Source organism: Pseudomonas sp. 1176_21, from assembly GCF_052850635.1.
The window spans coordinates 188,391-213,462 of sequence record NZ_VXCV01000006.1; the positions used below are offsets into that span (position 1 = coordinate 188,391).

Consider the following 25,072-nt stretch of genomic DNA (forward strand, 5'->3'; position numbering starts at 1 on the left):
GGAGCCGACCTTGCCGGCGAAGGGTCTTGCTGCGCTTGACCTGCCAGCGACAAACCGCGCAGCATCGGGCATTCCCACAAGAGCCCGCCCCGTGACCCCAGAACAACGCCACAACGTCCGCGCCCTGCTCTCCGAGTCGTTCGTCGACAGCTGGGTGGACTACGCCTGGATCGCCCGCGAACTCGAACCCTTCGACCTGGCCGAGCTCAAGCGCATCTTCTACGAGGAAGTCGCGCCGGTCTGCTACTACAACATCGTGGCGCCGGTACCACCGGTATGGACCGGTTTCGAGCCGGTATCGCTCAACGAAGAAATCGAAGAGCTGCTGGAGGCGCGCCGACGCAACCCGTTGCGCCGGCATTGGGACCGCCTGTGGGCCGCCACCTGGATCCGCCTGTGGAGCCAGGAATGCTGGGACGCGATCCACCAGGCCTGCCTCGCCCAACGGCAGGCCTGATACCTCGGCACGCTGGCCTCAGAAGTCCCAGCGAGTGGTCACCATCACGTTGCGCGGGTCGCCATAAGAGGCCGAGTTGTAGAAGCCGATATTGGTGAAGTAGGCCTTGTCGAACACGTTGTTGACGTTCAGCGTGGCCGACAGCTGCTCGCTGATCTGGTAACGCGCCATCAGGTCCACCAGCCAGTAAGGGTCCTGGGCAAACTCTTCGTCGCGCTTCTTGACATTGTTCGACAACACCTGCCAGCCCTTGCCCTGCCAACGCGCACCACCGCCGATGGTCAAGCGGTCGAGCGCCCCCTTGAGCTTGTAGCTGGTGTAGAAACTGACCTGGTCCTCGGGCTCCCAGGTCGACACCTTCTTGCCCTGGTCATCGCGGATCACCTTGTGGGTGTAACCCCCTTGCAGTTGCCAGCCCTCAGCCAGTTCGCCGGAGATCTCTGCCTCATAACCCTTGGTCTTGGCCTTGATGCCTTCGTAGGCATACTCGACCGCCGGGTTGGTCGGGTTGCCGTTGTAGGCCCGGTCCTCTTCGCCCCGGCTGCTCTGGTGAATCTCGAAATACGCCAGGCTCGCATTCAGACGCCCGTCCAGGAACTCACCCTTCAGGCCCACCTCGTAGTTCTGCCCTTCATCCGGGTCGAGCAGGCGGTTGTTGCGGTCGCGGTACCAGGCATCCTGCGGCATGAAGATATCGGTGTAGCTGGCGTACAGCGACAGGTAGTCATTGAGGTCGTACACCGCCCCCAGGTAGGGCAGCAGGCGATCGTCCTCGCGGCCGTTGGCGGTCACGCCGTTGATGCGGTAGTTGGCCAGGCGTGCACCGAGCAGCAGCGTCAGGTCGTCGGTGGGGTGCAGGCGGGTGGTCACGTAGGTGCCGGTCTGACGCACGCGGTCATCCACGGTCTGGGTCTGCTCCCCCCAGTCCGGTTCGGGGGTGTTGCCGTTCCAGCTGCCGTAGTCGACGGAGTTGCCATTGGGGTATCTGGCGCTCCACCAGCCCTTGCCTTCCCAGTGAGACTGGGCAAACGAGGTACCGATCACCAGTTCGTGCTCACGCCCCAGCAGCTCGAACGGCCCGCTGGCGTAGAGGTCGGCCGAATTGCTCACCGTCTCGCCCGTGTATTTGGCCGAATAGAGGCTGGCGGTGCCGTCGGCGCGCGGGTAGTAACCCTGGATCGAGCCCAGCGGCGCGTCATAGCCGTTGATCTTGTGGTCCAACTGCGCCTTGGCAACCCAGCCGTTGGCCAGGTGATGCTCCAGGCTGGCAAACACGGTGCGGGTGTACTGGTTCCAGTGGCTCCACTTGGCGCCGTTGTTGAAGTGGCGTGGCAGGTCGTTGCGGTTGCCCTGGGCATCGAACAGCGGAATGCTGCCCGACCAGCTCGAGCCTTCCGGCTTGTTGTCCTGGTAGTCACCGCCCACGGTGAGCAGGGTGTCCGGGCTCAGGTCGAATTCGAGGATGCCGTAGTAGACGTTGGTCTTGCGCTGGTAGTGGTCCATGAACGAGTGCTTGTCCTGGTAGGCCGCCACCGCACGGCCGCGCACGTTGCCGCTGTCGGTCAGCGGGCCGCCCACGTCGAGTTCGCTGCGATAGTTGTCCCAGCTGCCGGCGCCCAGGGTGAAATGCCCCTTGAAATCGGCAGTCGGCTTCTTGCGCACCAGGTTGATCGTGGCCCCCAGCGACCCCGCGCCGGTGAGCAGGCCGGTAGCGCCCTTGAGCACTTCCACGCGGTCATAGATGGCCATGTCGCTCAAGGTGTTGCCGGCCGAATAGCCGACGTTGCGCGCCGTCGAGGGGATGCCGTCGTACTGGAAGTTGTTGATCGAGAAGCCGCGGGCATAGTAGCTGGTGCGGTCGCTGTCGAAGGCCGACACGGTGATGCCCGGGGTATGGCGCATCACATCGTCGATGTTGTTGAGCCCGAAATCGTCCATGTGCTGACGGGTGACCACGGTGATGGTCTGGGGCGTTTCGCGCGGTGTCAGCACCAGCCGTGTGGCGGTGGCGATGGTGCCTGGCGTGTACGAGCCGCTGTCTTCGGTGATGGTACCCAACTGGTTGCTGGTGACTTCGGTCACGCCCAGGTTCAGCGCCCCGGCAGTTTGCGGCAGCGGTGCCAGGCTGTAGCGCCCATCGTCTTCACGCACGGCGATCAGGCCATTGCCCTCGAGCAACGCCTGCAGGCCCTGCTCGACACTGTAACGCCCGTGCAGGCCGGCGCTGGCCTTGCCCGCGGTCAGGCTCGGTGCGAACGACAGCACCACGCCGGCCTGGGCGGCGAAGCGGTTCAGAACCTGACCCAGGTCGCCCTGGTCGAGGTTGTATTCGGTCGGTGTGGTGCTGTCGGCGTGCGCCATGCCCGGCATCGCCAGCGGCCACAGCAGGGTGGAGCACAACAGCGTGGTACGCAGCCTTGCCGCGACCGGTGATCGGGTATTCATCGGTTCTTTTCTCTTCTGGTTGGCAGTCAGGCCATCACGCCTGCATGCCTAGAAGTCGAACGAAGGAGCGAATACCTATCATTTACGAAAAATATTTTTCAGGTGGTGAGGGGTTCGATGCTTACCCAGTATTTTGTGCGCCGCTCGACCCGCACCGGCAGGGTCTTGCCGATGGCGCGCAGAATCTGCTCGGTGTCGTCGAGCTTGAAGGTACCGCTGATACGCAGGCTGGAAACCTCGTTGGCACAGTTGAGCCAACCGGGGCGATAACGCCGCAGCTCGGCGATGAATACCCCCAGCATCTGGTCGTTGGCAATCAGCAGCCCCCTGCGCCAGGCATCGCGGTCGGGCTCCAGCGGCGAGCCAAGCACGAACTTGGGGTGTGAAAACCGCACCTGATCCCCGGCATCGACCACGGCCCCCCCCATGCCATCGCGCGGCATCACGCCCACCTGGCCCTGGTACACCGCCAGTTGCGTGCTGCTGGCGTCGCTGTCGCGGCGCACCAGAAAGCGCGTGCCCAGCGCCTCGACGGTGCCGTTGACGGTCTGCACCCGCAACGGGCGCCCGGCCTTGTCGGCGGCGCTGGTGATCATCACCTCGCCCTGGCGCAGTACCAGCAGGCGCTGCTGGTTGTCGTAGCGCACATCCAGGGCAGTGTCGGTGTTGAGTTCGAGCCGGGTGCCATCGGCCAGGGTCAATGCCTGACGCTTGCCGACGCGGGTATGGTAGTCCGCCGTCCACGGCCCGCTGCTCAGCTCTCGGTAGCCGGCCCAGCCCAGGCCGCTGGTGCCGGCCAGCACCAGTATGCCCTTGAGCACGCCGCGCCGCGGGATCGCGGCAGGCTGCCCGGCGATGTCCAGGGTACGCCCGGCCAGCCCGCCAGATAGCTGGCCAAGCCGCTGCTGAACCTGGACGACCTGTTGCCAGGCCCAGCGATGCTGGTCGTGGGCGTCCAGCCAGGTCTGCCACGCTTGCCGGTCGGTATCATCCACGGCATCAGCATTGAGGCGGGCGCGCCAAAGCGCAGCCTGTTCCAGCGCGGCGCGCTGGAGAGGGTCGAGAGTAGCCATGGGGTCACGAGTCGGCTTGCAGGCTGTACAGCGTACAGTGGTGAAAGGCCTTGGCGATATAGCGGGTGACCGTCACCTCGGAAACCCCCAGCTCCTCGCCGATCAGCCTGTAGGTCATGCCATCGAGCTGCGACAGCAGAAAGGCCCGGCGTATGCGCGGGCCGAGCCCCGCCAGCATGGCATCCAGCTCGCACAGGGTCTGCAGCAGGATCAGCCGCTCCTGCTCGGATATCTCCACCGCTTCGGGCTGCTCGGCCAGTGCCTGCAACCAAGCCCGCTCGAGGCGGGCACGGCGAAAGTAGTCGATCATCAAACGCCGCGCGATGGTGGCCAGGTAGCCGCGTGGTTCGCGTACCGCGCCTAGCCGGTCGCTGGCGTCCGGGGCGCTGAGCACCCGCACGAACACGTCCTGCATCAGGTCGGCCGCCAGGTGCCGACAGGCCACCCGCGGACGCAGCCAGCCCTGCAACCAGCGGTGGTGGTCCTGATAGATACGGCTGACCTGTTCGCGCAACGCGGGATCGGGAGTGGACATGGGCGACCGGGGGTACGAATGAGAATTCCTATCATTCTATGCCTAGCCGACGCTCAGAAGCAAAGCATCGCGGGCCTGCACGACCTACACGGCGGGCGATACCTGTGCCGATGCCGAACTCGGCAGCCCGAACACCCGATCGAACAGCCAGTTGTAGAGGAACGTGTAGCACGGGATCAGGATGATGAACGCCAGGTCCACCACGAAGGCCTCCCAAAGCGAAATCCCCAGCCACCAGGCAATCAGCGGGATCAGGTACACCACCAGGGTCAGCTGGAACCCGATCGCGTGCGCCACGCGCCGGGCCACGCTGCGCCCCCGTGTGGCCTGGCGGCTCTCCCAGTACTCGAACAGGGTGTTGTAGATGAAATTCCACACCATCGCGATGGTGGTGATCATTACGGCCAGCGGCCCGGTGTTGCTGGGCGCGGTACCGGACAGCAGCGCCAGCCCGAGTGTCGACAGGCACAGCCCGATACCTTCATAGGCCGTTACATACACCAGCTTGCGTTTCAGACCTTGCACCTTTTCACCCCTCGGCAAATCAAATTCGGCCGGCAGGATGCGTCAATCTTCTTGACAGAAAAAGTCAGCAGCTATCAGATCTACTGAAAGGAGAGGCTGATGAATTTTTCCAGCGACACTATCGAACTGTTTCTTGCAGTGCTCGACCGCGGCTCGTTCTCGGCTGCCGCCCGGGCATTGGGGCGGGTACCCTCGGCAGTCAGCATGGCCATCGCCAACCTGGAGGCGGAGCTAGGCTTTGCCCTGTTCGAGCGTACCCACCGTGAAACCCGCCCCACCCCGCTGGCCCTGGCGCTGGAGCCCCATGCCCGGCTGATCGCCGACCAGCTGACGCAGCTTCAGGTGCACGCCATCGAGCTTTCCCAGGGCCTGGAAAGCACCCTGGCCATCGGCGTGGTGCCCGACATCGATCACCAGCCGCTGCTCCAGGCCATCGGCCAGATCAGCCAGCGCCACCCGCTGCTGCAGGTGGAGGTGCTCAGCGCCCCGCAGGAAGATGCGCTGCACCTGCTGCACGAGGGTCGCGTGCAACTGTGCCTGGCGTTTGCCGGGCTGACGGTCGACCCGCGCCAGCGCTTCGAACAGGTCGGCATGGAGTCGCTGACCGCCACCCTCTCGCCCCATCACCCCGCGCTGGGCGAGCAGGTGCGCTACCTCGAAGACCTGGTCAACGTGCGCCAGATCGTGGTGGCCAGCCGCGATTTGCCGATGCTCGACCCCCGCGTGCTGATCGGTGCCTCGCACTGGCGCACCGACAGCCTCAGCATGGCCATCGAGATGGTCGAGGCCGGGCTTGGCTGGGGCGACTTCCCGCTGTCGCGCATTGCCCCGCTGCTCAAGGCCGGGCGACTGGTGCAACTGGATTTTCGCAACACCCGCAATGAACTGCGCCTGCCGGTGCATGCCTTCTGGCTCAAGCAGCAGCCGCTGCAACGCGCTGCCCAGGAGCTGGTGAGGTTGCTGAGACAGACCGCAGCCCTGGCCGACTGACCCCGCGTCAAAATGGTACGTAAATATTTCGTGGTTTCAGCCGATACCTGAAAGGTCAGTCGCGTGCAATTCACGATGGCGGTGCTCACAAGGCTCCGACCCGTGACGCCGTCACTTCCCCTATCTGGCTAAAGGTCTCGAAACATGAACCTGAAATTTCGCCACAAGATCCTGCTCAGCGCCAGCGCAGTCGTCGTGCTGGCCTTTGCACTGTTCACCCTCTACAACGATTACCTGCAACGCAACACCATCCGCCAGAACATCGAATCGTCGGTCAACCAGGCCGGCGCGCTGACAGCCAGCAGTGTGCAGAACTGGATGAGCGGGCGCATCCTGGTGCTGGAAAACCTGGCCCAGAACATCGCCCACCAGGGCGCCAATGCCGACTTCCCCGGGCTGGTCGACCAGCCCGCCTTCACATCGAACTTCCAGTTCACCTATGTGGGCCAGACCAACGGCGTGTTCACCCAGCGCCCGGACGCGAAAATGCCCGACGGCTACGACCCGCGCCAACGTCCCTGGTACACAGCTGCTGTCGCCGCCGGCAAACCCATGCTCACCCCACCCTACCTGGCGGCTGTCGGCGGGCTGGTGGTGACCATTGCGATGCCGGTCAAGAGCAACGGCGAACTGGTCGGCGTGGTGGGCGGCGACCTGAGCCTGGCCACCCTGGTGGACATCATCAATGCCGTGGACTTCGGCGGTATCGGCCACGCCTTCCTGGTCGACCGCGACGGGCAGATGATCGTCAGCCCGGACAGCGACCAGGCCATGAAGAACCTCAAGGACATCTACCCCGGCAGCAACCTGCAGGTCGCCGCCGGCCTGCACGACGTGACCCTCAACGGCGAACAGCGGATCATCTCGTTCGCCCCGGTCAGCGGCCTGCCGTCGGCCGACTGGTACATCGGCCTGTCCATCGACAAGGCAAAGGCCTATGCCCCGCTGAGCCAGTTCCGCACCTCGGCCATCATCGCCATGCTGATCGCCGTGGCCGCCATCGCCGGCCTGCTGAGCCTGCTGATTCCGGTGCTGATGCGCCCCCTCACCACCATGGGCCGCGCCATGCAGGACATCGCCCAGGGCGAAGGCGACCTGACCCGGCGCCTGACCGTGGAAAACAAGGATGAATTCGGCGAACTGGCCGGTGCCTTCAACCAGTTCGTGGAGCGCATCCATGCATCCATTTCCGAAGTGGCCTCGGCCACCCGCCAGGTGCACGACCTGTCGGAACGCGTGATGAGCGCCTCCAACGCCTCGATCATCGGCTCCGAGGAACAGAGCCTGCGCACCAACAGCGTGGCCGCTGCAATCAACGAACTGGGCGCCGCCACCCAGGAGATCGCGCGCAACGCCGCCGATGCCTCGCAACATGCCAGCGGTGCCAGCGACCAGGCCAACGATGGTCGCCAGGTGATGCAGGAGACCATCAGCGCGATGACGGCGCTGTCGCAGAAGATCAGCGAGTCGTGCGAGCAGATCGAAACCCTCAACGCCAGCACCGATGACATCGGCCAGATCCTCGACGTGATCAAGGGCATCTCGCAGCAGACCAACCTGCTGGCACTCAACGCCGCCATCGAGGCAGCACGGGCCGGTGAAGCCGGTCGCGGCTTTGCCGTGGTGGCCGACGAAGTGCGCAACCTGGCGCACCGTACCCAGGAATCGGCCGAAGAGATCCATAAGATGATCACCACCCTGCAGGTGGGGTCGCGCGAGGCAGTGCACAACATGAACGCCAGCCAGGTGTCCAGCGAGCAGAGCGTGCAGGTCGCCAACCAGGCCGGCGAACGCCTGACCAGCGTGACCCTGCGCATTGGCGAGATCGACGGCATGAACCAGTCGGTAGCAGCCGCCACCGAGGAACAGACCGCCGTGGTCGAGAGCCTGAACCTGGACATCACCCAGATCAACGTGCTCAACCAGCAGGGTGTGGCCAACCTCAACGACACCCTAAAGCACTGCGATGACCTGGCGCGTCAGGCCGGGCGCCTCAAGCAACTGGTAGACAGCTTCAAGATCTGACCCCCGCCCTCGCCCATCGGCCGCCCAGGCGGTCGATGGCACCCTCGCCTGCTGCGTTACGGTTATAAACTAATAACGAACAAGTCTATTTGGCTATAAAAAAACCTTTATGCTGGCGCCATCCGATCACGGGCTCGCTGGGTGTTTAGGTATTTATGGATGTAGGTTCTTTTGGTTTCACCATCGCAGGCCTGGTTGTTGGGTTCATTGTCGGCATGACCGGCGTTGGCGGTGGTTCGTTGATGACCCCGATCCTGCTCTGGTTCGGCATCAACCCGGCCACTGCAGTGGGCACCGACCTGTTGTATGCGGCCATTACCAAGGCCAGTGGCGTCTGGGTGCACAGCAAGCAAAAGAACATCGACTGGAAGATCACCGGGCTGCTGGCCATGGGCAGCGTGCCAGCGGCGGCCTTGACCCTGTGGTTTCTGAGCACCCTGCATACCGACACCCAGACGCTCAACGGCGTGATCAAGCAAGGCCTGGCGGTGGTGCTGATCCTCACGGCGCTGGCCATCCTGTTCAAGTCGCGGTTGCAGGCGTTTGCCAGCAAGCACGCCGGTGACCGCTACCACCTCAGCGAACGCAGCCTCAACGCCCTGACCGTGGTCACTGGCGTGGTGCTGGGCGTGATGGTGTCACTGACCTCGATTGGCGCGGGCGCCCTGGGCACTGTCGCGCTGTTTCTGCTGTACCCGTACCTGGTCACCCGGCGCCTGGTGGGCACCGAGATCGCCCACGCCGTACCTCTGACCCTGGTCGCCGGCCTGGGCCATGCCAGCATGGGCAACATGGACTGGTCGTTGCTGGGCTACCTGCTGCTGGGCTCGTTGCCGGGGATCTACCTGGGCAGCCACCTGACCGGGCGCATTTCCGACAACGTACTGCGCCCTTGCCTGGCGGGGATGCTGTTGCTGATCGGGTACAAGCTCGCGTTCTGAGCGCATCTTTCCGACAACGCGTCGACGCCATTCGCCGGCAAGGCCGGCTCCTACCGTGATCATGTAGGAGCCGGCCTTGCCGGCGAAGCTTTTTGCGGAACCACATATAGTATTTATACTATACATCACAGGTAGTACTTCCATAACAACCCGACATTGTTATATAAGATGCCCGGAGCCATCTGCGCTGCCGCCACCGACAAGGGGGCAGCTGACATCAAGAGCTAACAATCAGCCAACGGGTGCCACACATGTCGAATTCTCACCAGGGCCTCGCCCCTGCCTGTACGAGCCTGCTCAACCTCGGCTCACCCCCGCGCACGTTACCCCGCCCCGCGACCTGATCGCGGCGCGCCGGCGCCTGCCCCACCGCATTTACCGTCTGGCTGCGAGCCCTGCCCGCCGCCCTGACGCCCCACACCCGCAACAAAGTCGATGGCCCGCCCCAGGCAATAAAAACAACAAAGGAGCCCCACCCATGACGCACGCCCCAACCGATCACGCGCAGAGTTGCGACCGCATCCGCGCCAACCCCAAATTCCAGCAACTGGTGCGCACCCGATCGCGCCTGGCCTGGTCACTCAGCGCCGCAGTGCTGGGTGCCTACTACCTGTTCATGCTGGTGGTGGCGTTCTACCCGCAGGTGCTGCACACACCGCTGGGGGACGGTCGCCAACTGACCCTCGGCATTCCCGTGGCCTCGGCACTGATCGTGCTGTCGTGGCTGCTGACCGGCTGGTACGTGCGCAGCGCCAATACCCGCTTCGACAGCCTCAGCGCACAGGTACTGGAGGAGTCGAAATGAACCGCACCGCACTGCTAGTGCTGAGCAGCCTGCTGCTGACCCCGGCGGCTTTCGCGGCGCCGCTGGTGGCCGACAAACAACCGGTCAACCTGCACGCCATCGCGATGTTCTTCGTGTTCGTGCTGGGCACCCTGGCGATCACCTGGTGGGCCGCGCGCCAGACCCGCTCCACCTCCGACTTCTACACCGCCGGCGGCGGCATCAGCGGTTTCCAGAACGGCCTGGCGATTGCCGGCGACTACATGTCGGCGGCCACCCTGCTGGGCCTGTCGAGCCTGGTGTTCGCCAAGGGCTACGACGGCTTCATCTACACCGTGGCGTTCTTCGTCGGCTGGCCGATCATCACCTTCCTGATGGCCGAGCGCCTGCGCAACCTGGGGCGCTACACCTTTGCCGACATCGTGTCGTACCGCCTGGACCAGACCCGCATCCGCACCTTCGCCGCCTTCGGCTCGCTGACCGTGGTGTGCTGCTACCTGGTGGTGCAGATGGTGGGTGCCGGGCAACTGATCAAGCTGCTGTTCGGCCTGGACTACAGCACCGCAGTGATGGTGGTGGGCGCCCTGATGCTGGTGTACGTGATCTTCGGCGGCATGATCGCCACCACCTGGGTGCAGATCATCAAGGCCGTGCTGTTGCTGGCCGGTGGCACCACCCTGGCGCTGCTGGCCATGGCCGAGTTCGGCTTCAGCCTGGAAACCCTGGCCAGTCGCGCAGTGAACGTGCACAGCACAGGCTGGAGCATCATGGGCCCCGGCTCGATGCTGGCCGACCCGATCAACGCCGCGTCGCTGTCGCTGGGGCTGGTGTTCGGCATCGCCGGGCTGCCGCATATCCTGATGCGCTTTTTCACCGTGCCCAACGCCAAGGAAGCACGCAAGTCGGTGTTCTACGCCACCGGCTTCATCGGTTTCTTCTTTCTGGTGGTGATGGTGCTGGGCTACGCGGCCATCGTCATCGTCGGCACCGACCCGCAGTTCTACGTGGACGGCGACCTCAAGGGCGCGCTGATCGGTGGCGGCAACATGGTCGCCATGCACCTTGCAAAGGCAGTGGGCGGCAACCTGTTCCTGGGCTTCCTGTCGGCGGTGGCCTTCGCCACCATTCTCGCGGTGGTGTCGGGCCTGGCACTGGCCGGTGCGTCGGCCATCTCCCATGACCTCTACGCCACCGTGTGGAAAAAGGGCACCGCCAGCGAAAAGGACGAGATGCGCGTGACCCGTATCGCCACCGTCGGCCTGGGCATCATCGCGATCCTGCTGGGCATCCTGTTCGAGAAGCAGAACGTGGCCTTCCTGGTGGGCCTGACCTTCGGTATCGCCGCCTCCACCAACTTCCCGGTGCTGATCATGGCCATGTACTGGAAAGGCCTGACCACCCGCGGCGCGCTGGCCGGCGGCTTTGCCGGGCTGATCACCGCGCTGGGGCTGGTGATCCTGTCGCCGGCGGTGTGGGTGTCGGTGCTGGGCAACGCCCAGGCGATCTATCCCTATGACCATCCGGCACTGTTTTCCATGCCGCTGGCGTTCCTGGTCACGGTGATTGTGTCCAGGCTCGACCGCAGCGCCCGCGCAGCCCGCGAACGTGCCGCCTTCGACGACCAGTTCGTGCGCGCACAGACTGGCCTGGGCGCCGCCACCGCCGTCAGCCACTGAACCACTGCAACCCCTGTCACGGGCCGCTACGGCGGCCCGTGCGGGCATCGCTGCACCTCATAAAAACAAAAAAGAGGATTTACCATGCACCGCACTTTCCCACCGTTCAGCCTTGGCCTGCTGGCCACGGCAACACTCGCCGGCGTTTGCAGCACGGCCAACGCGGCCTTTGTCGATGACAGCAAGGCCAGCGTGGAACTGCGCAACTTCTACTTCAACCGCGACTTTCGCCAGCACGAGGCCCCGCAGTCCAAGGCCGAGGAATGGGCCCAGGGCTTTGTGCTGCGCTACGAGTCCGGCTTTACCGAGGGCACCCTGGGCGTTGGGGTGGACGCCATCGGCCTGCTCGGGCTCAAGCTCGATTCCAGCCCCGAACGCAGTGGTAGCGGCCTGCTGCAGCGTGACCGCGAGGCACCGCGCCGTGCCCAGGGCGAGTACAGCGAGCTGGGCCTGACCGCCAAGGTGCGCGCCAGTCACAGCGTGTTGAAGGTCGGCACCCTGATACCCAGGCTGCCGGTGCTGATGCCCAACGACTCGCGCCTGTTGCCGCAGACCTTTTCCGGCGGGCAGTTGAACGTGCAGGAGCTGGAGAACCTGAACCTCGACATCGGCCGGCTGCGCCAGGTCAACCAGCGCGACTCCACCGACTACGAGGACATGGGCGTGACCACGGGCGCGGCAAAAAACATCGTGGCCCGGCGCAGCGACAGCGATCGCTTCGACTTCGCCAGCCTGAACTACAAGTGGACCGACAGCCTGAGCACCAGCTACAGCTACGGTGCGCTCGACAACCTCTACCGCCAGCACTTCGTGGGCCTGAACCACACCTGGGCGCTGGGCGAGGGGCAGTCACTCAAAAGCGATATCCGGTTCGCCCGCTCCAGCGACGACGGCGCCAGCAACGTCGACAACAAGGCGCTGGGGGCGATGTTCACCTATGGCATACAGGGCCACGCCTTCGGTGTGGGCTACCAGCGCATGCGCGGCGACACCGGCTTTGCCTACCTCAACGGTGCCGATGCCTACCTGGTGAACTTCGTGCAGATCGGCGACTTCGCCAACAAGGACGAAACCTCGTGGCAGGCCCGCTACGACTTCAACTTCGCCAGCGTGGGCCTGCCGGGGTTGACCTTCATGACCCGCTACCTGCGCGGCGACGGCATCGACCTGGGTGCGGGGCGGCCCGATGGCAAGGAGTGGGAGCGCGACACCGATATCGGCTACGTGGTGCAAAGCGGCCCGCTGAAAAACGTCGGCGTGAAGTGGCGCAACGCCACGGTACGCTCCACGCATTTCGGCAACGACCTGGACGAGAACCGGCTGATTCTGTCGTACACCGTTGCACTCTGGTAATTGAACATTGGCCATTCGCCGATAACACTCAGGCGTTGCTCGTGGTCCAGAGGGCAACGTCTGACGTCATCAAGCGACGAACAACTGGAAGTCGCGCTTGAAAAAGTCCCACCTTGGGACCAGAATGGGGCCTTATGAGAATCATTGCCATCAGTCACCTGAAAGCATTTTCCGAGAAGCATCCTGCATCCAAGCAACCCTTGCTCTCATGGATTGACGAAGCCAGGCAGGCAAGATGGTCCACGCCTGCGGATATCAAGGCGCAGTTCGGCAATGCCAGCATCCTCAAAAGTCGCAGAGTGGTGTTCAATATCAAAGGCAATGACTATCGGATCGTGGCTGCCGTGGCCTATCGCTTCGAAGCCATCTACATCAAGTTTGTCGGTACTCACGAACAATACGATGGCATTGACGCCGACACCGTTGAGATGGAGTGATCCTGTGAACATTCACCCAATTCATACCGAGCAGGACTACAAGGCCGCGTTGAACGCAGTGTCCGAGCTGTTCGACAACGAGCCGGAACCCGGCACGCCCGAAGGTGATTACTTCGATGTCATGGTCACGCTGATAGAGGCGTATGAGACCAAGCAGTTTCCGCTCGACCTGCCCGACCCCATCGAGGCTATTCGCTTCAGAATGGAGCAGTCCGGCCTGAGCGCCGCCGACCTGGTACCGGCAATCGGCCGGAAGAACCGGGTCTACGAAGTACTCAATGGAACGAGAGCGCTGACACTGCCGATGATATGGCGGTTGCACGAAATGTTCGGAATTCCGGCGCAAAGCCTGATAAAACCTCGACAAGTACAGGGCGTCGACACTACACGTTGACTGCTTGCGCAGAGCTATCGAGCCAGGGAGGCCCGGCATGTTGCACGTTCTGTTCCACCGTTTTCCACTTGCCCTTGCCCTGAGCGCCCTGCTCGTCGCCTGCGTGCCCTACCCGCGAGAGCGCCCGGCCTATGCCGACCTGTGCGAGTCGCGCCAGGTGTTCGAGGTGCCGACCGCGCACGGGGTCAAGACTTTCTACCTGTACACCTACCTCTACGACCATGCGCTGATGTGGAGAGATCGACCCTACACGCAGGGTTACTTCAGCGTGCCCCATGGCTCGCCACAGCGCGAGTTCTACGTGCAGGTGATCGGCTTCAACAAGAATCGCCAGCAGCCTCTCAAGGCAGGGTCGGGCGAAGCGCCCATCCCCATGCTGTACGACAGCCGCAAGGCCTACCTGACCTTCGAGAATGGCCAGCGCCTGGCGGCCCGCCCGGACCTTTACCTGGGCGCGCTGAACAACGACTTCCCGCTTTCGGGCAAGGACTACGTGCGCCCCTCGCCGTTCGACATCAACAGTGACGAGGTGCACCGGCGCATTCCCAAGCTCACCAACAACAGCCGCTATGGCTCGGTCTACGTCGCGTTCAACACCCCGGACTTCAACGCCGACGCCAAGTGGACGATCAACCTGGGCACGTTGGAAATCGACGGGCAGTCGGTTACTGTGGCGCCACTGCAACTGTGCCACCACCCGAAAAAATCCTGGATCGGCGTCGAGCCGTTGATGCGGCCCTGAGCCCCGGTCCACTTCACGCCCACATTCAGCGAGGTTGCATGCAGATCGAGCTTCTGGAGGTTCGCGATCACCTCCACCGTTTCGCCCCTTTCGACGCCCTGCCCGAAGAAACCCTCAACGGCATTGCGCCACGAATCCAGGTGAGCTATTTCAAGGCCGGCAGCACCATCCTGGAAGCAGGCGCCAGCATCCAGGACCTGCACTACGTGCGCAGCGGTGCGGTGGAGATCTACCGGCGCAACGGCGAGCTCTACAACCGCCTGGGCGAAGGCGACATCTTCGGCCAGGCCGGGTTGCTGCGCAGCAACAAGGTGCGCTTTCCGGCCAAGGCGCTGGAAGACAGCCTGATCTACTTCATTCCGGCAGACCTGTTTGCCGAACTGTGCGAGCAGCACGACAGCTTTGCCGAGTTCGTGGAGGCCGAAGGACATTCGCGTCTCAAGTCCGCTGTCGAAGGCCAGGGCCGCGCCAGCGAGCTGATCCAGCTCAAGGCACGCACCCTGCTCTCGCGCAGCCTGGTGTGGGTGAGCCAGGACACTTCGATTCTGGACGCGGCGCGCCTGATGGCCGCCGAAAGCGTGTCGTGCGTGGCAGTGGTCGAACCGGTACCGGATGCCCCCGACAAACTGCTGGGGCTGGTCACCGACCGGGACCTGCGCACCCGCGTGCTGGCCGCCGACCTCAGCAGCAGCCTGCCCATCAGCACGGTGATGTCGAGCGATCCGGTGGTGATCCAGGCCAACGACTCGGTGTTCGAAGCCATGCTGTGCATGCTGCGGCGCAACATCCACCACCTGCCGGTGGTGCACAAGGGCCGCACGCTGGGGCTGATCAACCTGTCGGACATCATCCGCCACGAGTCCCAGAGCAGCCTGCACCTGGTCAACAGCATCTCCAACCAGAACAGCGTGGCCGGCCTGCGCTCGCTGCTGCGCGACCTGCGCGGCACCTATGTGCGCATGGTGCGCGATGGCGCCACCGCGCACATGATCGGCAGCGCGATTTCCGGTATCGGTCGCGCCTTCACCCAGCGCCTGCTTGAGCTGGCCGAACGCGACCTGGGCCCGCCGCCGGTGCCGTACTGCTTCATGGCGCTGGGCTCGATGGCGCGGGACGAACAGTTGCTGGTCACCGACCAGGACAACGCCCTGGTGCTGGACGACAGCTTCGACCCGGTGCAGCACGACGCCTACTTCCTCAAACTCGCCACCTTCGTCAGCGACGGCCTGGCCGCGTGCGGCTACAGCTACTGCAAGGGCGGGATCATGGCCACCAACGACCAGTGGCGCCAGCCGCTGCGGGTATGGAAGGGCTACTTCACCCAGTGGATCGACAAACCCAACGCGGCCACCCTGCTCAACAGCAGCATCTTCTTCGACCTCGACGGGGTGTATGGCCAGCTGGAACTGGTGGAAACCCTCAAGACCCTGTGCGCGCAGAAGTCCAGCGCCAGCCCCGCCTTTCTTACCGCCATGGCGCGCAATGCACTGAACCGTACGCCGCCGCTGGGGTTCTTCCGCACCTTCGTGATGGAAACCGACGGCCGCCAGAAACAGATCATCAACCTCAAGGGCCGCGGCACCGCACCGCTCACCGACCTGATTCGCGTACATGCCCTGGCCTGCGCCAGTACCGCGCAGAACTCGGTCGAGCGCCTGGAAGCCATCAGCGCCACCAAGCTGATGCAGCCGGCGGCCATCGAGCACCTGCGTTATGCGCTGGAGTTCCTGTCGATGGTGCGCATTCGGCACCAGGTGGACGCCCTCGAAAACGGCCAGCAGCCGGACAACTACATCGAGCCCGAGCGCTTCTCCAGCAGCGAGCGACACAACCTCAAGGAAGCGTTCCAGGTGCTGAGCCATGCGCAGAAGTTCCTGCGCTTTCGCTACCCTGGCATCGTGCGGCACTCGCGATGAAGCCGCGTGGTATCGACCGTATCGACTGGGCAACGCGCTTTCAGGCATTGGCAGCCCAGGCGCGCAACCCGCTGCTGAAGAACTTCTATGCCGCCGGCGTGGTGCCGGCTGGCACTCCCCTGGAGCAGGTGCCGTTGCTGGCGCTGGATGTGGAAACCACCGGGCTGGATGCGCAGAAGGACGCCATTGTCAGCATTGGCCTGATGCCCTTCACCCTGCAGCGCATCCGCTGCGCCGAGGCGCGCTACTGGGTGGTGAAACCGCGCACCGAACTGAGCGACGAGTCGGTGACCTTCCACCACATCACCCACAGCGACATCCGCCATGCGCCCACCCTGCCCCATGTGCTCAACGCGTTGCTGGGAGCCATGGCCGGGCATGTGATGGTGGTGCATTACCGCAACCTGGAGCGCGGGTTTCTCGACAATGCGGTGCGACGGCACCTGGGTGAGGGGTTGGAGTTTCCGGTGATCGACACCATGCAGCTGGAAGCACTGCTGCACCGTGGCAAACGCAGTTGGCGGGACCGCCTGCTGCGCCGGCCGCCAGCCTCGATACGCCTGGCCGACAGCCGCGCGCGCTATCACCTGCCGCCGTATCACGCGCACCATGCCCTGACCGATGCGTTGGCCACGGCCGAGCTGTTGCAGGCCCAGGTGGCACATCGGTTCGAAGCGGGAATGGAAATCGGGCGGCTGTGGGATTGAACGCCAGCAAACTGGCTTTGTGCAGAAGCCAGCCTTGCTGGCGATGCCCGGCTACGCCGGGCCAGGGGCGCCATGCACGCCATCGCCGGCAAGGCCGGCTGCTACGCCCCCACAATAAAGTTGCTGCGCCGGGCGGGCTTTAACCGCGCGGCTCCGACATCAGTCCCTTGACCAGCGACACACAGCCGAGCAGCAACACGATGGCGAACGGCAGGCCGGTCGACACCGCCATCGCCTGCAGCGCAATCAAGCCGCCACCGAGCAACAGCGCAATCGCGATCACGCCCTGCATCACCGCCCAGAACACCCGCTGCGGCACCGGTGCATCCACCTTGCCACCGGCGGTGATGGTATCGATCACCAGCGAGCCGGAGTCGGACGAGGTGATGAAGAACACCGCCACCAGCACGATGCCGATGAACGAGGTGATCTCCTTGAGCGGCAGGCCGCTGAGCATCGCGAACAGCTTGAGCTCCAGCACCGCATCGGTCACGCCGGCAAAGTGCTGGTTCACGGTCTGATCGATGGCGGTGCCGCCGAAAGTGGTCATCCACAGTACCGATACCAGCGAGGGCACCAGCAACACGGCGATGAGAAACTCGCGCACCGTGCGGCCACGGCTGACACGGGCGATGAACATGCCCACGAACGGCGACCAGCTGATCCACCACGCCCAGTAGAAGGCAGTCCAGCCCTGGGTGAACTCGGCATCCTCGCGCCCTACCGGGTTGGACAACGCCGGCAGGTACTCGATGTATGCCGTAAGGTTTCTGAAGAAGCCGGTGAAGATCGCCAGGGTCGGCCCGACCACGATGATGAACACCAGCAGCAGCAACGCCAGGCCCATGTTCACCTGGGACAGCATCTTCACGCCCTTGTCCATGCCGGCCAGCACCGAGCCCAGTGCGATGATGCTGATGCCGATGATCAGCAGCACCTTGCTGACATTGGTCGAGGGGATCGCGAACAGGTATTCGAGCCCGGCTGCCGCCTGCTCGGCACCGATCCCGAGGGAAGTGGCCAGGCCGAACAGCGTGGCGAACACCGCCAGGATATCGATCACATGCCCCGGCCAGCCCCACACGCGCTCACCCAGCAACGGGTAGAACACCGAGCGGATCGACAGCGGCAAGCCCTTGTTGTAGGTGAACAGCGCCAGCGACAACGCAACGATCGCGTAGATCGCCCACGGGTGCAGGCCCCAGTGATAGATGGTGGCCGCCATCGCCATGTCGGCCGCCACCTTGGCATCACCGCCTGCACCGCCCAGCGGCGCCCAGTCGGTACGCACGCCGTTGGCGTCGAGGGTGACCCCGCCCATGGCGGCCGAGAAATGCGACATCGGTTCGGCCACGCCATAGAACATCAGGCCGATACCCATGCCGGCGGCGAACAGCATCGAGAACCAGCCCACATAGGAATGGTCCGGCACCGCTTCGCGCCCGCCCAGGCGCACCTTGCCCAACGGCGAGACGATCAGGCCCAGGCACAGCAGTACGAAGATGTTCGCGGTGCTCATGAAGAACCACGCCAGGTTGGCGGTCAACCAGCTGCGCATGGCGCTGAACACCGGCTCGACTTCGTTCTGCAAGGCCAGGGTGAGGATGACGAACAGGAAGATGGTGGCGGCAGAGATGAGGAACACCTTGCCGTGGATGTCCAGCGAGAAGGAAAACTCGCCCTTGAAATTGTCCTGGCCGACGACGTAGTCGGTATCGATCAGGTTTACTTCACCGCTGGGAGCTGGAATGCCGTCGACGGTCGGCGGCTGAGAATGCCCGGGTGTGTCGTTGGAGGGGGTTCTTCCCACGAAATAGCTCCTTGAATTGCTGGCACGCTTCGACGTGCAGTGATCTGATAGCCCCGCTGTTCCTATGGCAAAACGAGAAATGTGAAGGCCACAGGGTAGCAGGCCTGAGGTCGGACCGCCGCACCCGTCATCGGTTCAAGGCTTTTTGCCATTATTTGCATTCACCTTGCCGGCCCTTTATTGCACGACTCAAGCGAGCCCCCATGTCCCGATACGCCATCGCCGTCACCGCCGCCGACCACAAGCCAGGGATCGTCAAGTTGCTGCGCCAGTGGTCTGCCGACAGCATCGGCGAGCTGATGCGCAAGGTGGGCACGCAAACGCCGGTCGTGCTGTTCGATACCACGGACTTCGCCCTGGAGGTGCCCAGCGAGCAAGGCACGGTGACGCAGCAGCAAACGCTGCTGGCAATCATCGATGCGCTGGAGCAGGCCGGCGCCAGCCTGCGCATCACCCACCATGCGGGCACGCTGGTGGAGCCGGTGACGCGTGAGATGCTGGAGAACCTGTTCGAAAGCGAGCTGCTCTACCTGGGCCAGGAGCACGACTGAGCGTTGCTACGCCCCGCCGTGCCCGTAACGCTTGCGGTACTCGGCAGGTGTCACCCCCACGTGCTTGAAGAACGCTCGGCGCAACGTGTCGGCGTTGGCGAAGCCGCATTTGGCGGCGACCTGCTTGGGCGCATCACCACCGGCCTCCAGCAGGGCGCGTGCAGCGGCCACCCGCGCCGACTCCACCCAGGCTGCGGGCGTGACGCCCACCTCGGCATGAAACAGCCGGGCAAAATGCCGGGGGCTGAGGCCGGCATGTTCGGCCAGTGCCTCGACTGTCAGCGCCAGCTGCGGGTTGGCGGCCACCCAGCGCTGCACTTGCTGCAACACCGAACGCCCGGCTGGCTGCGCCTCGCCCTTGCGGCTGAACTGCAACTGCCCGCCCGGGCGCTTGAAGAACATCACCAGTTGCGCCGCTACCCGCAGCGCGATTTCACGGCCCAGGTCTTCCTCCACCAGCATCAGCGCCAGGTCCAGCCCGGCAGTGACCCCGGCGGCTGTGCGCAGCTTGCCGTCGCGCACATACAGCGCATCCTCTTCCACGCTCAGGCTCGGGTAACGCTGTGCCAGGGCCTGTGCCGCGGCCCAGTGCGTGGTCACCCGCCGCCCATCCAGCAACCCGCTGGCCGCCAGCGCGAAGGCGCCGGTGCACACCGAGCCGAAGCGGCGCGACTGGCCCGCGCAATCGCGGATCCAGGCCAGCAGCGTGTTGTTCAGTTGCATCCGCGCCGCATCCGGCGCCCCGGCCACCAGCAAGGTGTCGAAGCGCTGCCCGGGCTCACCTGCCACCAGGTCGGGCAACAGCCGCGCACCGGACGAGCTGTGAATGGGCCCTGGCTCGCACGCCACCACCTGCAACGTGTAGACCTGCCGACCCGCCTCGACATTGGCCTGGGCGAACACATCCAGTGGGCCCGACACATCGAGCAGTTGAACACCGGGCAGCGCGAGTACGGCAATGGTTCTGGTCATGGCGAAGGGGCGAACCTGAAGGCGTCGTGATTTCACGTGAAATGGCAGTATATGGCGTATCACGCCATTTGAGGACAGCAGTGTCGAGGCTGACAATGGAGGCGAACCGCAACCCGGAGCCTGCCCCATGACACTCGACATCCACGGCATCAAGATCCCCGACAGCCAACTCGCCCGCGAAATCACCGAGGTGGTACGCGATACGGCCTCGCCCCTGCTGTTCCACCATTCCAGCCGCGTGTTCTACTTCGCGGCCCTGGCGGGCCAGAAGCGCGGTCTGAAGTTCGACGCCGAGTTGCTGTACTGCGGCTGCATGTTCCACGACATGGGCCTGACCCATCAGCACAGCAGCGCCTGCGAGCGTTTCGAAGTGGATGGCGCCAATGCCGCACGCGACTTTCTGTGCGGCCACGGCATCGCCCAGCAGGACATCGATACGGTATGGACCGCCATCGCTCTGCACACCACCCCAGGCATACCCGAGCACATGCACCCGGTGGTGGCGCTGGTGACGGCAGGGGTCGAGATGGACGTGCTGGGGCTGACCCACGGCCAGTACGGCGCTGCCGAGCGCGAAGCCATCGTCAGCGCCCACCCGCGGGGCGAGCATTTCAAGGAAGACATCATCCAGGCCTTCTACGACGGCATCCGCCACAAGCCGCAGACCACCTTCGGCAACGTCAAGGCGGATGTGCTGGCCGACAAGGACCCCGCCTTCAAGCCCGGGAATTTCTGTGCGGTGATTCGCGGCTCGAAGTGGGCGAGCTAGGCACCTGCTCTACAGCGTCACCAGCATGCAGGCCACGGTGATGGCCATGACCCCGGTGGCAATCCACCCAAGCCAGCGCAACCGCGGCCTGATCACGTGCTCGCCCATCGTTTGCGGTCGCGATGCCAGCAGCATCATGACCACCATGATGGGCACGGCGATCACGCCGTTGAGCACTGCCGACCAGAACAGCTCCTTCACAGGGTCGGTGGGCGTGAAGCACAGGATCACCCCGCCGACGGTCGCGGCGGCGATCAAGGTGTAGAACGCACGCCCTTCGCCCTTGTCCAGCCGCGCGCTGAGGCTGCCCGACCACCCCGCTGCTTCGGCCACGGCATAGGCGGCCGACCCCGCCAGCACCGGCACCGCCAGCAGCCCGGTGCCGATGATGCCCAGGCTGAAGATCAGAAAGGCAAAGTCCCCCGCGAGCGGGCGCAGCGCCTCGGCCGCCTGGGCCGAGGTCTGGATATCCGTGATACCGGCGGCACGCAGGGTTGCCGCCGTGCTCAGGATGATGAAGAACGCGATCAGATTGGAAAACGTCATGCCCACCACCGTATCGACCCGGATGCGCAGCAGGTGCCGGCGCACCTCGCGCCTAGCCGGTACCTGCTGGCCCGTGGTGGCGTCTTCCATTTCCTGTGCGGCCTGCCAGAAGAACAGGTAGGGGCTGATGGTGGTACCCAGTACCGCCACCACCATCAGCAGGGTGTCATGGTTGAATGCGATATCGGGGAACACGATACCCCGCGCTATCGCGCTCCAGTCCACGTGCACCATGAACGCCACCGCCACGTACGACAGCAGCGCCAGGGTCAGCCATTTGAGCCAGCTGACGTAGGCGCGGTACGGCATGAACACCTGCAGCACCAGGCACAGCAGGCCGAACGTGACGGCATAGATATGCGCCGATCCGCCCACCAGCAAGCGAAGGGCCTCGGCCATGGCTGCGATGTCTGCCGCCAGGTTCAGCGTATTGGCCACCAGCAGCATGCTCACCACGGCCCACAGCACGCTGGCGGGAAAGCTCTGCTTTATATTGGCGGCCAGGCCGCGACGGGTGATGTAGCCGATGCGTGCGCTCACCAGTTGAATCGCGATCATCAGGGGCAGGGTCAGCACCACGGTCCACAGCATGGAGAAGCCAAACTGTGCGCCGGCTTGCGAATAGGTGGCGATACCGCTCGGATCGTCGTCGGCAGCGCCGGTGATCAACCCGGGCCCAAGCCGTCGCAGGCTGCGGCGCAATCCGATTTTCCTGACAGGCTTCATGGCCGCGCCTCGATTCACCTGCGGGGGTGGGCCGCACATTGCGCAGGGGACAGCAACAGACTAGCCCGCCCACGGCCGTTTGGGCGCCGGCATGACGGGCTTGCAGGCGAAGGTTGCAGACTCTTGGTAAACTGGCGCACTTGTGTTTTTGGGGCTGGCCGGTGTGACGCGGTGTCAGCGCAGAACGCCCATCGCCCGAAACACCCCGAATTGGCTGCACCACACGTAGACGAACATGCTCTCAGAACCTGTTACAACTCCTGTAGATACGCGGCCCGAGCCGTCCCGCCGCTTCAGCGTTGCGCCGATGATGGATCGGAGCGCTTAAAGCGTATAACCCTTATTTTTCAATAGCTTGGTGCGTAATTGGATTTTGCTGTAGCAAAAAACAAGCAAAGGTCAGAGGAATGAAGTGAAACGCTTGCCGGTAAGTACCCCTCCGATCAACGATCTTTCTGACTGGCAAGGTTGGGTGGGCTGACAGAGCTAGCCCTCTGCAGGAGCCAGCACAACCCGTCGTACTTGGCAAAAGGGTAATTGACTATAGCCTTACGATCCTTGCGAATGTCAGTTCCCACGCTAGGAGTGAATGCGTGATGGTTAGTTATTACGTGGTTTGAGCGGCATAGGCTTTTAACAAAATTCATTATATCCACCGGTGCAGAAGTGAATAATAAATACATAGCAGGGATAGACGGCCTAAGAGCTGTAGCTGTAATTCTGGTAGTGCTATTTCATGCAGGCTTTACTCAATTCAGCGGCGGATATGTAGGCGTCGACGTATTTTTCGTAATTAGCGGTTTCCTGATTACTCGCCTTATAGTTGACGAAATCCATAGCAGCGGGACCTTTGACTTTGGGCGCTTCTATTATCGGCGAGCGCGCAGACTCTTTCCAGCAATGTTTGCGACAGTGGCCATAACGTCGATTCTAGCGGTACTACTATTCACTCCGCAGCACCTCAAAAGATTTGGCGGCGAAGTCATTTACTCGATATTCTCCCTGTCAAATTTTTTCTTCTTAACTGAAAGTGGCTACTTCAATACATCAGCTGATTTCAAGCCTCTCCTGCACACTTGGTCGCTTAGTGTTGAAGAGCAGTACTATATGATTTGGCCGGCAACACTCTATCTTGCATATAAACTAGGTAGACATAAAGCGATATTACTAACCATCGCAGCATTGTTTATTTTAAGTATTCTTTTGAACCTCTCATTCAGCGATGGAAAAAGCTTCCTAACAATTCCATTTGGACAAGCGATCACCCAATGGCTATCCGATGGTGCGGCAACGATTTATTTCTTCACCCCGATGCGCGCATTCGAATTCTGTATCGGCGCGGCGCTTGTCTTCATCCGCCGCCAAACCATAAATGGCACTTGCTCTGATGTGATTATGGCAATAGGACTAGCGCTTATCGCATATGCAACATTTGCGTTCGATGAAAACACCCTTTTCCCATCCTACAATGCATTAATCCCATGCTTGGGAACTGCCGCTGTTATTCTATGTTGTGATTCGCCTCGTACTGGAGCAATCATCAGAAGTCGTCCATTTGTTTTCACTGGGCTGATCAGCTACTCCGTTTATCTCGTTCATTGGCCGATTATAGTTTTTACGAAGTACTGGTTAATGAGGGATTTGTTCATCTATGAAAAATTCTTACTTGTGATTGCATCGATCATTTTCGGCTACGCTCTTTACAAGCTAGTAGAGACACCGTTCCGAAGAAGTAGCGCCACTGATCGAAAGTCTCAATTCGGTTTAGCCTGCATGACGCTCGCAATGCTATTGCTGCTGCCCGCATCAACAGTTTGGTCATCGGACGGCTGGAAGTGGAGACTAGATACTCTCCCTCCTGAAGTAGAGAAGCAACTAGCGAACTCTAAGCAGTTTCATGTAGACCAGTATGGTGGCGCCGGCTATCCATACAGCGGCTGGATTAACCCTCAGCCAAACGGCAAGGCTGACATAATCCTCATCGGCGACAGTCACGCACGCCACTATGCAAAAGGCTTGGACGAGGTCATAGCCAAGCCGCTGAATAAAAGTATATTTATATCATCGGTGAGCTGCCTAATGCTTCCAGGTATGACACGAATCACGCCAGGGATCGACTGGGACAATTTGTGTCAGAACAACTTAAATAAGGCGCTATCTATAATCAGATCAAGCCCAAAAAATTCGACAATAATAATCTCCCACAGCTGGGACGCTCAGCTTGCGAGGGCGGGCGTAGTTGGCTCCAAAGAACTATTGGAAAACGGAGATAAAGTCAAGGGCTATAGGTTTATCTCTTCAAAACTAAAAGAGCTCTCCGTAGCATCAGATGGCAGAAAGCTGATAGTGATCGGCAATGTTCCTGGCGCCGGAATGCAGGATATCGCCGGTTGCTTCAGTCGACCAAAATTTTTCCCTATCAACTGCAATACAAAAACCATCACCCCTCAAAAAGATCTTTCCACCAAGCTTGGGAACGAAATATTACGTGATGAGGTTTCAAAAATTCCAAACGCATTATATCTCGACCCGCAAGATGCGCTATGCGAAAAAGGAAAGTGCAGATCGGTTATAAATGGGTCGTTTCTATATAGCGACGCAGCGCATCTATCTAAGTCAGGCTCTATAATCGTGATACGTCAGCTTTCCAAGCCTTTGACAGAAGAGTTAAACAAAGAGATATAGAAAAATGCGGCGG

The 25,072-nt window shown here is 62.4% G+C and carries 22 protein-coding genes; 15 read left to right on the forward strand and 7 right to left on the reverse strand.

Features of this window, described 5'->3' with window-relative positions; genetic code table 11:
- Positions 1–91: 91 nt before the first annotated feature.
- Positions 92–457 (forward strand): DUF7079 family protein, encoded by a 366-nt coding sequence (locus tag FW760_RS16235; protein WP_063612014.1) that lies wholly within the window; start codon positions 92–94, stop codon positions 455–457.
- Positions 458–475: 18 nt separating this feature from the next.
- On the opposite strand, the gene FW760_RS16240 is transcribed toward FW760_RS16235, so the two are convergent.
- From FW760_RS16240 to FW760_RS16255, 4 genes are all read right to left on the reverse strand, one after another.
- Positions 476–2,902 (reverse strand): TonB-dependent siderophore receptor, encoded by a 2,427-nt coding sequence (locus tag FW760_RS16240; RefSeq protein ID WP_213606001.1) that lies wholly within the window; start codon positions 2,900–2,902, stop codon positions 476–478.
- 98 nt (positions 2,903–3,000) lie between these two features.
- A complete protein-coding gene (locus FW760_RS16245) occupies positions 3,001–3,975 on the reverse strand; it encodes a FecR domain-containing protein (RefSeq protein WP_043864520.1) in 975 nt (324 codons plus the stop codon).
- 4 nt (positions 3,976–3,979) lie between these two features.
- Positions 3,980–4,510, reverse strand: coding sequence for a sigma-70 family RNA polymerase sigma factor (locus FW760_RS16250; RefSeq protein WP_043864521.1), 531 nt, complete (start codon positions 4,508–4,510; stop codon positions 3,980–3,982).
- Between the two features lie 84 nt (positions 4,511–4,594).
- Positions 4,595–5,035: a PACE efflux transporter gene (locus FW760_RS16255; protein ID WP_043864659.1), complete on the reverse strand. Its 441-nt coding sequence runs from the start codon at positions 5,033–5,035 to the stop codon at positions 4,595–4,597.
- 99 nt (positions 5,036–5,134) lie between these two features.
- On the opposite strand from FW760_RS16255, the gene FW760_RS16260 reads away from it, so the two are divergent.
- The 11 genes from FW760_RS16260 to FW760_RS16310 all read left to right on the forward strand — a co-directional run bounded on the left by FW760_RS16260 (position 5,135) and on the right by FW760_RS16310 (position 17,000).
- Positions 5,135–6,025, forward strand: coding sequence for a LysR family transcriptional regulator (locus tag FW760_RS16260; RefSeq protein WP_043864522.1), 891 nt, complete (start codon positions 5,135–5,137; stop codon positions 6,023–6,025).
- A gap of 144 nt (positions 6,026–6,169) precedes the next feature.
- A complete protein-coding gene (locus FW760_RS16265) occupies positions 6,170–8,050 on the forward strand; it encodes a methyl-accepting chemotaxis protein (protein ID WP_116055018.1) in 1,881 nt (626 codons plus the stop codon).
- A gap of 155 nt (positions 8,051–8,205) precedes the next feature.
- The gene (locus FW760_RS16270) at positions 8,206–8,991 is read left to right on the forward strand and encodes a sulfite exporter TauE/SafE family protein (RefSeq protein ID WP_043864524.1); all 786 of its coding nucleotides are present in this window, start codon (positions 8,206–8,208) and stop codon (positions 8,989–8,991) included.
- 478 nt (positions 8,992–9,469) lie between these two features.
- Positions 9,470–9,796 carry a DUF485 domain-containing protein gene (locus FW760_RS16275; RefSeq protein WP_043864525.1) on the forward strand — a complete coding sequence of 109 codons (327 nt, stop codon included), beginning with the start codon at positions 9,470–9,472 and terminating at the stop codon, positions 9,794–9,796.
- Positions 9,793–11,451 (forward strand): cation acetate symporter, encoded by a 1,659-nt coding sequence (locus FW760_RS16280; RefSeq protein ID WP_058541320.1) that lies wholly within the window; start codon positions 9,793–9,795, stop codon positions 11,449–11,451. Before FW760_RS16275 ends, FW760_RS16280 begins: the two co-directional genes overlap by 4 nt.
- An 84-nt stretch (positions 11,452–11,535) precedes the next feature.
- Positions 11,536–12,804 carry an OprD family porin gene (locus FW760_RS16285; protein ID WP_313328501.1) on the forward strand — a complete coding sequence of 423 codons (1,269 nt, stop codon included), beginning with the start codon at positions 11,536–11,538 and terminating at the stop codon, positions 12,802–12,804.
- Between the two features lie 134 nt (positions 12,805–12,938).
- Complete coding sequence (locus tag FW760_RS16290; protein ID WP_054915303.1) at positions 12,939–13,241, forward strand: type II toxin-antitoxin system HigB family toxin; 303 nt, start codon at positions 12,939–12,941, stop codon at positions 13,239–13,241.
- Positions 13,242–13,245: 4 nt separating this feature from the next.
- On the forward strand, positions 13,246–13,635 hold the full coding sequence (locus tag FW760_RS16295) for a helix-turn-helix domain-containing protein (protein WP_043864529.1): 390 nt from the start codon (positions 13,246–13,248) through the stop codon (positions 13,633–13,635).
- Between the two features lie 37 nt (positions 13,636–13,672).
- Positions 13,673–14,377: a hypothetical protein gene (locus FW760_RS16300; protein WP_058541322.1), complete on the forward strand. Its 705-nt coding sequence runs from the start codon at positions 13,673–13,675 to the stop codon at positions 14,375–14,377.
- A gap of 38 nt (positions 14,378–14,415) precedes the next feature.
- On the forward strand, positions 14,416–16,293 hold the full coding sequence (locus FW760_RS16305) for a DUF294 nucleotidyltransferase-like domain-containing protein (RefSeq protein WP_043864531.1): 1,878 nt from the start codon (positions 14,416–14,418) through the stop codon (positions 16,291–16,293).
- Complete coding sequence (locus tag FW760_RS16310) at positions 16,290–17,000, forward strand: 3'-5' exonuclease (RefSeq protein WP_043864532.1); 711 nt, start codon at positions 16,290–16,292, stop codon at positions 16,998–17,000. The genes FW760_RS16305 and FW760_RS16310 overlap by 4 nt, the downstream gene beginning before the upstream one ends.
- 139 nt (positions 17,001–17,139) lie before the next feature.
- On the opposite strand, the gene FW760_RS16315 is transcribed toward FW760_RS16310, so the two are convergent.
- A complete protein-coding gene (locus FW760_RS16315) occupies positions 17,140–18,810 on the reverse strand; it encodes a BCCT family transporter (RefSeq protein ID WP_054915306.1) in 1,671 nt (556 codons plus the stop codon).
- A gap of 203 nt (positions 18,811–19,013) precedes the next feature.
- Here FW760_RS16315 and FW760_RS16320 point away from each other — a divergent pair, with 203 nt between their 5' ends.
- On the forward strand, positions 19,014–19,361 hold the full coding sequence (locus FW760_RS16320; protein ID WP_054915307.1) for a hypothetical protein: 348 nt from the start codon (positions 19,014–19,016) through the stop codon (positions 19,359–19,361).
- Positions 19,362–19,367: 6 nt separating this feature from the next.
- On the opposite strand, the gene FW760_RS16325 is transcribed toward FW760_RS16320, so the two are convergent.
- The gene (locus FW760_RS16325; RefSeq protein WP_078479611.1) at positions 19,368–20,333 is read right to left on the reverse strand and encodes a GlxA family transcriptional regulator; all 966 of its coding nucleotides are present in this window, start codon (positions 20,331–20,333) and stop codon (positions 19,368–19,370) included.
- Positions 20,334–20,460: 127 nt separating this feature from the next.
- Between FW760_RS16325 and FW760_RS16330 the strand changes: the two genes are divergently transcribed.
- Positions 20,461–21,102, forward strand: a complete 642-nt coding sequence (locus tag FW760_RS16330; RefSeq protein ID WP_043864536.1) for an HD domain-containing protein — start codon at positions 20,461–20,463, stop codon at positions 21,100–21,102.
- 9 nt (positions 21,103–21,111) lie between these two features.
- On the opposite strand, the gene FW760_RS16335 is transcribed toward FW760_RS16330, so the two are convergent.
- Positions 21,112–22,350 (reverse strand): NRAMP family divalent metal transporter, encoded by a 1,239-nt coding sequence (locus FW760_RS16335; RefSeq protein ID WP_446443887.1) that lies wholly within the window; start codon positions 22,348–22,350, stop codon positions 21,112–21,114.
- Positions 22,351–23,040: 690 nt separating this feature from the next.
- Here FW760_RS16335 and FW760_RS16340 point away from each other — a divergent pair.
- Positions 23,041–25,059, forward strand: a complete 2,019-nt coding sequence (locus FW760_RS16340) for an acyltransferase family protein (protein WP_446443888.1) — start codon at positions 23,041–23,043, stop codon at positions 25,057–25,059.
- Positions 25,060–25,072 lie beyond the last annotated feature (13 nt).

Coding starts and splice junctions, on each gene's coding strand:
- FW760_RS16240 (WP_213606001.1), bottom strand. CDS start 2,902: ATGAATACCCGATCACCGGTCGCGGCAAGGCTGCGTACCACGCTGTTG.
- FW760_RS16245 (WP_043864520.1), bottom strand. CDS start 3,975: ATGGCTACTCTCGACCCTCTCCAGCGCGCCGCGCTGGAACAGGCTGCG.
- FW760_RS16250 (WP_043864521.1), bottom strand. CDS start 4,510: ATGTCCACTCCCGATCCCGCGTTGCGCGAACAGGTCAGCCGTATCTAT.
- FW760_RS16260 (WP_043864522.1), top strand. CDS start 5,135: ATGAATTTTTCCAGCGACACTATCGAACTGTTTCTTGCAGTGCTCGAC.
- FW760_RS16265 (WP_116055018.1), top strand. CDS start 6,170: ATGAACCTGAAATTTCGCCACAAGATCCTGCTCAGCGCCAGCGCAGTC.
- FW760_RS16270 (WP_043864524.1), top strand. CDS start 8,206: ATGGATGTAGGTTCTTTTGGTTTCACCATCGCAGGCCTGGTTGTTGGG.
- FW760_RS16275 (WP_043864525.1), top strand. CDS start 9,470: ATGACGCACGCCCCAACCGATCACGCGCAGAGTTGCGACCGCATCCGC.
- FW760_RS16280 (WP_058541320.1), top strand. CDS start 9,793: ATGAACCGCACCGCACTGCTAGTGCTGAGCAGCCTGCTGCTGACCCCG.
- FW760_RS16285 (WP_313328501.1), top strand. CDS start 11,536: ATGCACCGCACTTTCCCACCGTTCAGCCTTGGCCTGCTGGCCACGGCA.
- FW760_RS16290 (WP_054915303.1), top strand. CDS start 12,939: ATGAGAATCATTGCCATCAGTCACCTGAAAGCATTTTCCGAGAAGCAT.
- FW760_RS16300 (WP_058541322.1), top strand. CDS start 13,673: ATGTTGCACGTTCTGTTCCACCGTTTTCCACTTGCCCTTGCCCTGAGC.
- FW760_RS16305 (WP_043864531.1), top strand. CDS start 14,416: ATGCAGATCGAGCTTCTGGAGGTTCGCGATCACCTCCACCGTTTCGCC.
- FW760_RS16310 (WP_043864532.1), top strand. CDS start 16,290: ATGAAGCCGCGTGGTATCGACCGTATCGACTGGGCAACGCGCTTTCAG.
- FW760_RS16320 (WP_054915307.1), top strand. CDS start 19,014: ATGTCCCGATACGCCATCGCCGTCACCGCCGCCGACCACAAGCCAGGG.
- FW760_RS16325 (WP_078479611.1), bottom strand. CDS start 20,333: ATGACCAGAACCATTGCCGTACTCGCGCTGCCCGGTGTTCAACTGCTC.
- FW760_RS16330 (WP_043864536.1), top strand. CDS start 20,461: ATGACACTCGACATCCACGGCATCAAGATCCCCGACAGCCAACTCGCC.